At 70.2% G+C, this 6,795-nt stretch carries 9 protein-coding genes; 6 read left to right on the top strand and 3 right to left on the bottom strand.

Features of this window, described 5'->3' with window-relative positions; translation table 11 throughout:
- Positions 1 to 343 (top strand): hypothetical protein (locus HUU94_RS03195; protein ID WP_174273674.1); only part of this gene is annotated, 343 nt, incomplete at its 5' end.
- Between the two features lie 145 nt (positions 344 to 488).
- Here HUU94_RS03195 and HUU94_RS03190 read toward each other — a convergent pair.
- On the bottom strand, positions 489 to 1,196 hold the full coding sequence (locus tag HUU94_RS03190; protein WP_174273673.1) for an SDR family NAD(P)-dependent oxidoreductase: 708 nt from the start codon (positions 1,194 to 1,196) through the stop codon (positions 489 to 491).
- 86 nt (positions 1,197 to 1,282) lie between these two features.
- On the opposite strand from HUU94_RS03190, the gene metX reads away from it, so the two are divergent.
- The 5 genes from metX to HUU94_RS03165 all read left to right on the top strand — a co-directional run bounded on the left by metX (position 1,283) and on the right by HUU94_RS03165 (position 5,374).
- The gene (metX, locus tag HUU94_RS03185) at positions 1,283 to 2,413 is read left to right on the top strand and encodes a homoserine O-acetyltransferase MetX (protein WP_438827099.1); all 1,131 of its coding nucleotides are present in this window, start codon (positions 1,283 to 1,285) and stop codon (positions 2,411 to 2,413) included.
- 133 nt (positions 2,414 to 2,546) lie between these two features.
- Positions 2,547 to 3,134 (top strand): methionine biosynthesis protein MetW, encoded by a 588-nt coding sequence (gene metW, locus HUU94_RS03180; protein WP_174273671.1) that lies wholly within the window; start codon positions 2,547 to 2,549, stop codon positions 3,132 to 3,134.
- A 101-nt stretch (positions 3,135 to 3,235) separates the two neighbouring features.
- On the top strand, positions 3,236 to 4,147 hold the full coding sequence (fmt, locus tag HUU94_RS03175; protein ID WP_174273670.1) for a methionyl-tRNA formyltransferase: 912 nt from the start codon (positions 3,236 to 3,238) through the stop codon (positions 4,145 to 4,147).
- A complete protein-coding gene (gene truA, locus HUU94_RS03170; protein WP_174273669.1) occupies positions 4,144 to 4,905 on the top strand; it encodes a tRNA pseudouridine(38-40) synthase TruA in 762 nt (253 codons plus the stop codon). Before fmt ends, truA begins: the two co-directional genes overlap by 4 nt.
- Positions 4,906 to 4,945: 40 nt before the next feature.
- Complete coding sequence (locus HUU94_RS03165; protein ID WP_174273668.1) at positions 4,946 to 5,374, top strand: DUF6628 family protein; 429 nt, start codon at positions 4,946 to 4,948, stop codon at positions 5,372 to 5,374.
- Positions 5,375 to 5,445: 71 nt separating this feature from the next.
- On the opposite strand, the gene trxB is transcribed toward HUU94_RS03165, so the two are convergent.
- Positions 5,446 to 6,456: a thioredoxin-disulfide reductase gene (trxB, locus tag HUU94_RS03160; RefSeq protein ID WP_254601913.1), complete on the bottom strand. Its 1,011-nt coding sequence runs from the start codon at positions 6,454 to 6,456 to the stop codon at positions 5,446 to 5,448.
- 84 nt (positions 6,457 to 6,540) lie between these two features.
- A partial coding sequence (locus HUU94_RS03155) for a low affinity iron permease family protein (protein WP_174273667.1) occupies positions 6,541 to 6,795 on the bottom strand: 255 nt, incomplete at its 5' end.

Below are 6,795 nucleotides of genomic sequence, written 5' to 3'. Positions count from 1 at the left end.
CCGATCTGCCGCCGGCCCGCGCCCGGTCAGCATCCCCGGCGTCTCGCCCGCGGGCATCGCGATCCTCAACCGGCTGCAGGCGCAGCGCGATCCCACGCTCGCCCAGCTCGCCGGGCAGCAGCGCGCGGTGATGACGCAGATCGTGACGGAGATCGCCGGCGCGACGGTCAACGTCGAAAAGTTCACCGCCTTGCTCAAGCAGAACGAGGGATTGCAGGCGCAGATGCGCACCCGCGCCGACGATCGCGTGATCGCGGCGCTGCGCGCGCTCCCGCCGGGCGACCGCGCCGCCTTCCTGCGTGGGGTCACGGGCGCGTCGGCGGCGCAGGCGCAGCGGCGATAGGATTTTAGGGAGCGACGTTGCCGCAAATTGACCGTCACCCGGGGTGACGGGTACGTGTCGAGTGCGATAAGCGCCGACTGGTTTCGGGGTCCACCCCGCCGCATAGGGTCCGGCATGCCTGACTTGCACGGGAAGCGGGAACCGCTCAGCCGACTCGGATGCTCGCGCCGGTCTCGAAATCGTCGATCAGCAGCCGCGCGATCGCCTGGCCGACGGCTTCGGGGGGCTTGAGGCCGGCGGGATCCTCGCCGGGGAAGGCCTGGGCGCGCATCGCGGTGCGCGTGGCGCCCGGATCGACGATCGCGACGCGCAGGTCGCGCAGGTTCGCCATCTCGGCGGCATAAGCGCGCATCAGCGTCTCGAGCGCCGCCTTGGACGCGCCATAGGCCCCCCAATAGGCGCGCGGCGCGGCACCGACGCTGGAGGTCAGCGCCACGACGCGGGCGTGCTCGGCGGCGCGCAGCAGCGGATCGAAGGCGGCGAGCAGCGCCTGCGGCGCGCCGACGTTGAGCGTCAGCAGCCGCGAAAATTCCTTCTGGTCGATCTGCGGCACCGATGTCAGCGTCCCCAGCATCGCCGCGCCCATCACCAATATGTCGAGCCGGCCCCAGCGCTCGCCGATCGCCGCCGCCAGCCGCCCGATCGAATCGCCGTCGATCAGGTCGAGCGGCGCGATCGTGGCGCTGCCACCCGCCGCGTGGATCGCCTCCTCGGTCTCCTCGAGCCCGCCGCTGGTCCGCGCGACGAGGATGACGTGCGCGCCCTCGGCGGCAAGCGCGCTGGCGGTGGCGGCGCCGATCCCACGGCTGGCGCCGGTGACGAGGGCGATGCGATCGGTGAGAGGCTGGGGCATGCCGGGGCCTCTAGGCGCGGCGCGGCCTTGGGGGCAACCGCCCGCATTGACGGGGCGAAGCGGCGGACGTAGCCCGCGCGCCCATGTTGGCGGTGCGCTCTCCCGACGATCAACGCTTCGGCCTCGGCCGCCATGTCGTGCTGCCCGGGCCGCTGGCGCTCGACGGCGGCGCCAGTCTCGCGCAGATCGAGATCGCCTACGAGACCTATGGCGCGCTGGATGCCGATGCCGCGAACGCGATCCTGATCTGCCACGCGCTGACCGGCGACCAGCATGTCGCGAGCGTGCATCCGCGCACCGGCAAGCCCGGCTGGTGGACGCGGATGGTCGGCCCCGGCAAGCCGATCGATCCCGCGCGCCACTTCATCGTCTGCGCCAACGTGCTCGGCTCGTGCATGGGCAGCTCGGGCCCGGCGAGCCTCGATCCCGACGGCGGCGGCCCGTTCGCGATGCGCTTCCCGGTCATCACGATCCGCGACATGGTGCGCGCGCAGGCGCTGCTGCTCGATCACCTCGGCATCTGGAGCATCGCGGCGGTGGTCGGCGGATCGATGGGGGGGATGCAGGTGCTCGAATGGGCGGCGACCTACCCGGCGCGCGTGCGATCGGCGGTGGTGATCGCCAGCGCGGCGCGCCACTCCGCGCAGAACATCGCCTTCCACGAGGTCGGGCGGCAGGCGGTGATGGCCGATCCCAACTGGCGCGGCGGCGATTATTACGGCAGCGGCGAGGGGCCGTCCGCCGGCCTCGCGGTCGCGCGGATGGCGGCGCACATCACCTATCTCTCCGAGGCGGGGCTGACCGAGAAGTTCGGGCGGCGTCTGCAGAACCGGGGGCAGGTGGGGTTCGGCTTCGACGCCGATTTCCAGGTGGAAAGCTATCTGCGCCACCAGGGGATCGCCTTCACCGATCGCTTCGATGCCAATTCCTACCTCTACATCACCCGCGCGATGGATTATTTCGATCTGGCGGAGGAGCATGGCGGGCGGCTGGCCGATGCGTTTCGCGGCACCGCGACGCGCTTCTGCATCGTCAGCTTCGATACCGACTGGCTCTATCCGACGAGCGAATCGCGCCGCATCGTCCATGCGCTGACCGCGGCGGGCGCGAAGGCGAGCTTCGTGGCGCTTTCGGCGCCGTTCGGGCACGACAGTTTCTTGCTCGAGGTGCCCGAGCTCGCCCGCGTGGTCGACGGCTTCCTGAGAGCGGGGGCATGATCCTCCCCGGCACGGGGAGGGGGACCGCTCGCGCAGCGAGGGGTGGAGGGGGCTCTCCACCGGCGTCGCGCTCGGCTGTGAGCCCCCTCCACCGGCCTACGGCCGGTCCCCCTCCCCGTGCCGGGGAGGAATAATGAGCCTTCGCTCCGATCTCGCGATCATCGCCGAGCATGTCGCGCCCGGCGCGCGCGTGCTCGATATCGGCTGCGGCGACGGCGAGCTGATGGCCGAGCTGCGCGACGTGCGCGGCGCCGACGTGCGCGGGCTCGAGATCGATCCCGCCAACGTCTCGGCCAGCGTCGCGCGCGGATTGTCGGTGGTGCAGGGCGATGCCGACGCCGATCTCGCTTTCTATCCCGACAAGAGCTTCGATCATGCGATCCTCAGCCAGACGCTGCAAACCGCTCGCGCGCCCGATGCGGTGCTGACCGAGCTGCTGCGGATCGGCAAGTCGGCGTTCGTCTCCTTCCCCAATTTCGCATATTGGCGGGTGCGCTGGGGGCTGCTGTGGGGCGGGCGGATGCCGGTGACGCCGGCGCTGCCGGTGAGCTGGTACGCCACGCAGAACATCCACCAGCTCACGATCGACGATTTCCGCGCCTTCGTGGCGGAGCGCGGCATCACGGTCGAAGGCGCCTGGTTCCTCGCGGGCGAGCGGCGGATCGGCGCCACCGCCGCCAATCTGCGCGCCGAACATGCGGTGTTCCTGGTCCGGGCGTGAGCGTCATCCGTCATCCCAGCGAAGGCTGGGATCTCGTGAGCGTCGCGCCGCCGTCCGCGATCCGGCTTCCGCTGGGATGACGTTTGTGGTGAAGCGCCGCGATGCGCATCGCCTTCATGGGAACCCCCGATTTCGCCGTGCCGACGCTGGAGGCGCTGGTCGCCGCCGGGCATGATGTCGCGGCGGTCTATACCCAGCCGCCCCGCCCCGCCGGGCGCGGCAAGGCGCCGCAGAAGTCCCCCGTCCAGTCGCGCGCCGAGGCGCTGGGGCTGGAGGTGCGCGCGCCGGTCACGTTGCGCGATCCGGTGGCGCAGGCCGATTTCGCCGCGCTGGCGCTCGATGTCGCGGTGGTCGCCGCTTACGGGCTGATCCTGCCCCCGCCGATCCTCGCCGCGCCCGCCCACGGCTGCCTCAACGTCCACGCCTCGCTGCTCCCCCGCTGGCGGGGCGCAGCCCCTATCCAGCGCGCGATCCTCGCCGGCGATGCCGAGACCGGCGTGACGATCATGCGGATGGAGAGAGGCCTCGATACCGGGCCGATGCTGCTGACGCGTGCGACCGATGTGCCCGGCAAGACCGCCGGGAACCTGACGGTCGAACTCGCGGCGATGGGAGCGGCGATGATGGTGGAGGTATTGGCCGATCTCCCCGGCTTCGTTCCGATCGTTCAGCCCGAGGGCGCCACCCACGCCCCCAAGATCGACAAGGCCGAGGCCCGCCTCGACTTCAGCCAGCCCGCCGAACGGGTCGAGCGCCAGATCCGTGCGTTCACCCCCGCGCCCGGAGCCTGGTTCGAATATAGGGCGGAACGCGTCCGTATCCTCGCCGCCGAAACCACGACCGGGTGTGCGCCCGCGCGGGAGCACGGCGTGGTTTTGGATGACCGGCTCACCATTCAGTGCGGCGCCAGTGCTCTCCATCCTCTTCGCGTCCAGCGCGCGGGCAAGGGCGCGATGACCACCGCCGATCTGCTGCGTGGCTTCCCGATCCCCGCGGGCACGCGCCTCCCATGACGCGCTTCCGCCTGACGGTGGAATATGACGGCCGCCCGTTCATGGGCTGGCAGCGGCAGGCGCATGGTCCCTCGGTGCAGCAGGCGATCGAGCAGGCCGCGCACGCCGTCACCGGCGAGCCCGTCACCGTCCACGCCGCCGGGCGCACCGACGCCGGCGTCCACGCGCTGGCGATGGCCGCGCATTGCGATGTCGAGAGGCCGATCGCCCCCTTCCGCCTGATGGAGGCGCTCAACGCGCGCCTGCGTCCCCAGCCCGTCGCGATCCTCGCCTGCGCGGAGGCGCCGCCCGATTGGCACGCGCGCTTCTCCTGCCTCGGCCGCCGCTACCTCTACCGGATCGCCAACCGCCGCGCGCCGCTGGCGCTGGAGACGGGCCGCGCGTGGCGGATCGCGCGCCCGCTGGATGCCCTCGGGATGCACGCGGCCGCGCAGAGCCTCGTCGGTCTTCACGATTTCACCACCTTCCGCTCGGCGCGTTGCCAGTCGGAAAGCCCGGTCAAGACGCTCGATCGCCTCGACGTGTGGCGGGAGGGCGATGCGGTGCTGATCGAGGCGGCGGCGCGCAGCTTCCTCCACCATCAGGTCCGCTCGATGGTCGGCTGCCTCGCGCTGGTCGGACAGGGGCAATGGAGCGGCGACGATCTCCGCTCCGCGCTCGCCGCGTGCGACCGCGCCGCGCTGGGCTTCAACGCGCCGCCCGACGGCCTCTATTTCACCGGCGCCGACTATTCGTCTTTTGAGATTGATTATCAATAGCGAGATGCGCATGATGGCAATTCCTCGAAGGAGTCGCCGCATGCAAATCTCGCCCTCTGTCCGCTTGATCGCGCAGGCCCCCGATTGCCCCTACGGCCGGCTAGCATTGTTCGGCGTGCGGCGGATGGCGGCGGGCGGGATCTGCGACGCGCATGCCGCGCACGTCTTCTTCACCGGCTTCGGGATCGGTTTCCGCCGCCCGCTGCTGCTGATGCGCGCCTTCATGACCGAGATGGCGCGGACCTCGACGCGGACGATCGCGGTCGCCCCTTGCTGCTGCCCGCGCATCACCGAGGCGGAGAGCGCGATCCTCACCGCGCTCGGCCTCGCCGCCGAAGACCCCATGGCCGCGCACGAACGGTTCGCCGGACTGCTCGGCGCCCCCGATTGCGCGTCGGTCACCGAGGGAGCGCGCGCCGTGGCGATGGGGTTCGCCGATTGCGGGATGCCGCTGGCGACGGCGGAATAGCCTAAAAGCCTTTCCGTTGATCCACACGCCCGTCACCCCGGGGCGACGAAAGGGTGCTTCGTGAAGACGCGTTACCCCGCATGCTCCACCGCGACGTCGATCGGGTGCCCCGCCGCTTCATCTTCGGGCACCGGAAAATCCGCCGCCTGCAGGAAGCGTTCGGCGTCCAGCGCGGCCATGCAGCCCGTGCCCGCCGCGGTGATCGCCTGGCGATAGACCTTGTCCATCACGTCGCCGCACGCGAACACGCCGGGGATGTTGGTCAGGCTCGTGCCCGGCCGCACCGCGATATAATTGTCCTTGTCGAGCGTGAGGCCCGTGCCCCTGAACAGCTCGGTCGCGGGATGATGGCCGATCGCGACGAAGCCGCCTTCGACGTCGAGCCGGCTATGCTCGCCCGTCACCGTATCCTTGAGATCGAGCGCCACAAGCCCCGCCGTGCCCTCGCCCGCCACGAACTCGGCAACCTCCTTGTTCCACAGCACCGTGATGCCGTGGTGGGCGAACAGCCGCTCCTGCAATATCTTTTCGGCGCGAAAGCTGTCGCGGCGGTGGACGATGGTCACGTCGTGGCTGTGGTTGGTGAGGTATAGCGCCTCCTCCACCGCCGTATTGCCGCCGCCGATCACCGCCACCTTCTTGCCGCGATAGAAGAAGCCGTCGCACGTCGCGCAGGCGGAGACGCCCTGGCCCTTGAGGCGCTCCTCGCTGTCGAGCCCAAGCCAGCGCGCCTGCGCGCCGGTGGCGATCACCAGAGTGTCGCAGACATAAGTGGCGCCGCTGTCCCCCGTCACCTTGAACGGCCGCTCGGAAAGATCGACGCCGGTGATCGTGTCCCACAGCATCCGTGCGCCGACATGTTCGGCCTGCGCCTGCATCTCCTCCATCAGCCACGGCCCCTGGATCACCTCGCGGAAGCCCGGATAATTTTCGACGTCGGTCGTCGTCGTGAGCTGGCCGCCCGGCTGGATGCCCTGCACCACGACCGGCGAAAGCCCCGCGCGCGCGCCGTAGATCGCGGCGGAGAGCCCGGCGGGGCCGGAGCCGAGGACGAGCATGCGGGTCGAATGGACGGCGGTCATGGACGGGCTTTCTGCGGCGTCTGGGATCGAGGGAGATAGGATCGACGGGGTCGCGGATTCAAGGCGTGATCCACGCGCGCCGCATCAGCGCCGCTTGATCAACCGGCCGACATATTGATCGCTGCTGGGCTTGCCCTTCCGCACCTCGTCATCGTCCCGGCACTCCTGTTCGAGATCGGTGCGGATCCGCTGGATCTCGCGATCGGTCTTGTGCTCGATCCCGATGAACTGGCCGCGCGCATCGTCGATCGCGCGGATCAGTTCGTCGAGCTTGGCCTGCATCGCGGCGGCATCGCGATTCTGCGAATTCTGGATCAGGAACACCATCAGGAAGGTGAT

It is taken from the genome of Sphingomonas bacterium, assembly GCF_903644055.1.
Taxonomy (GTDB): domain Bacteria; phylum Pseudomonadota; class Alphaproteobacteria; order Sphingomonadales; family Sphingomonadaceae; genus Sphingomonas_I.
Note: the sequence above shows the minus strand (reverse complement) of the source record. Positions and strands in the feature narration are given on the sequence as shown.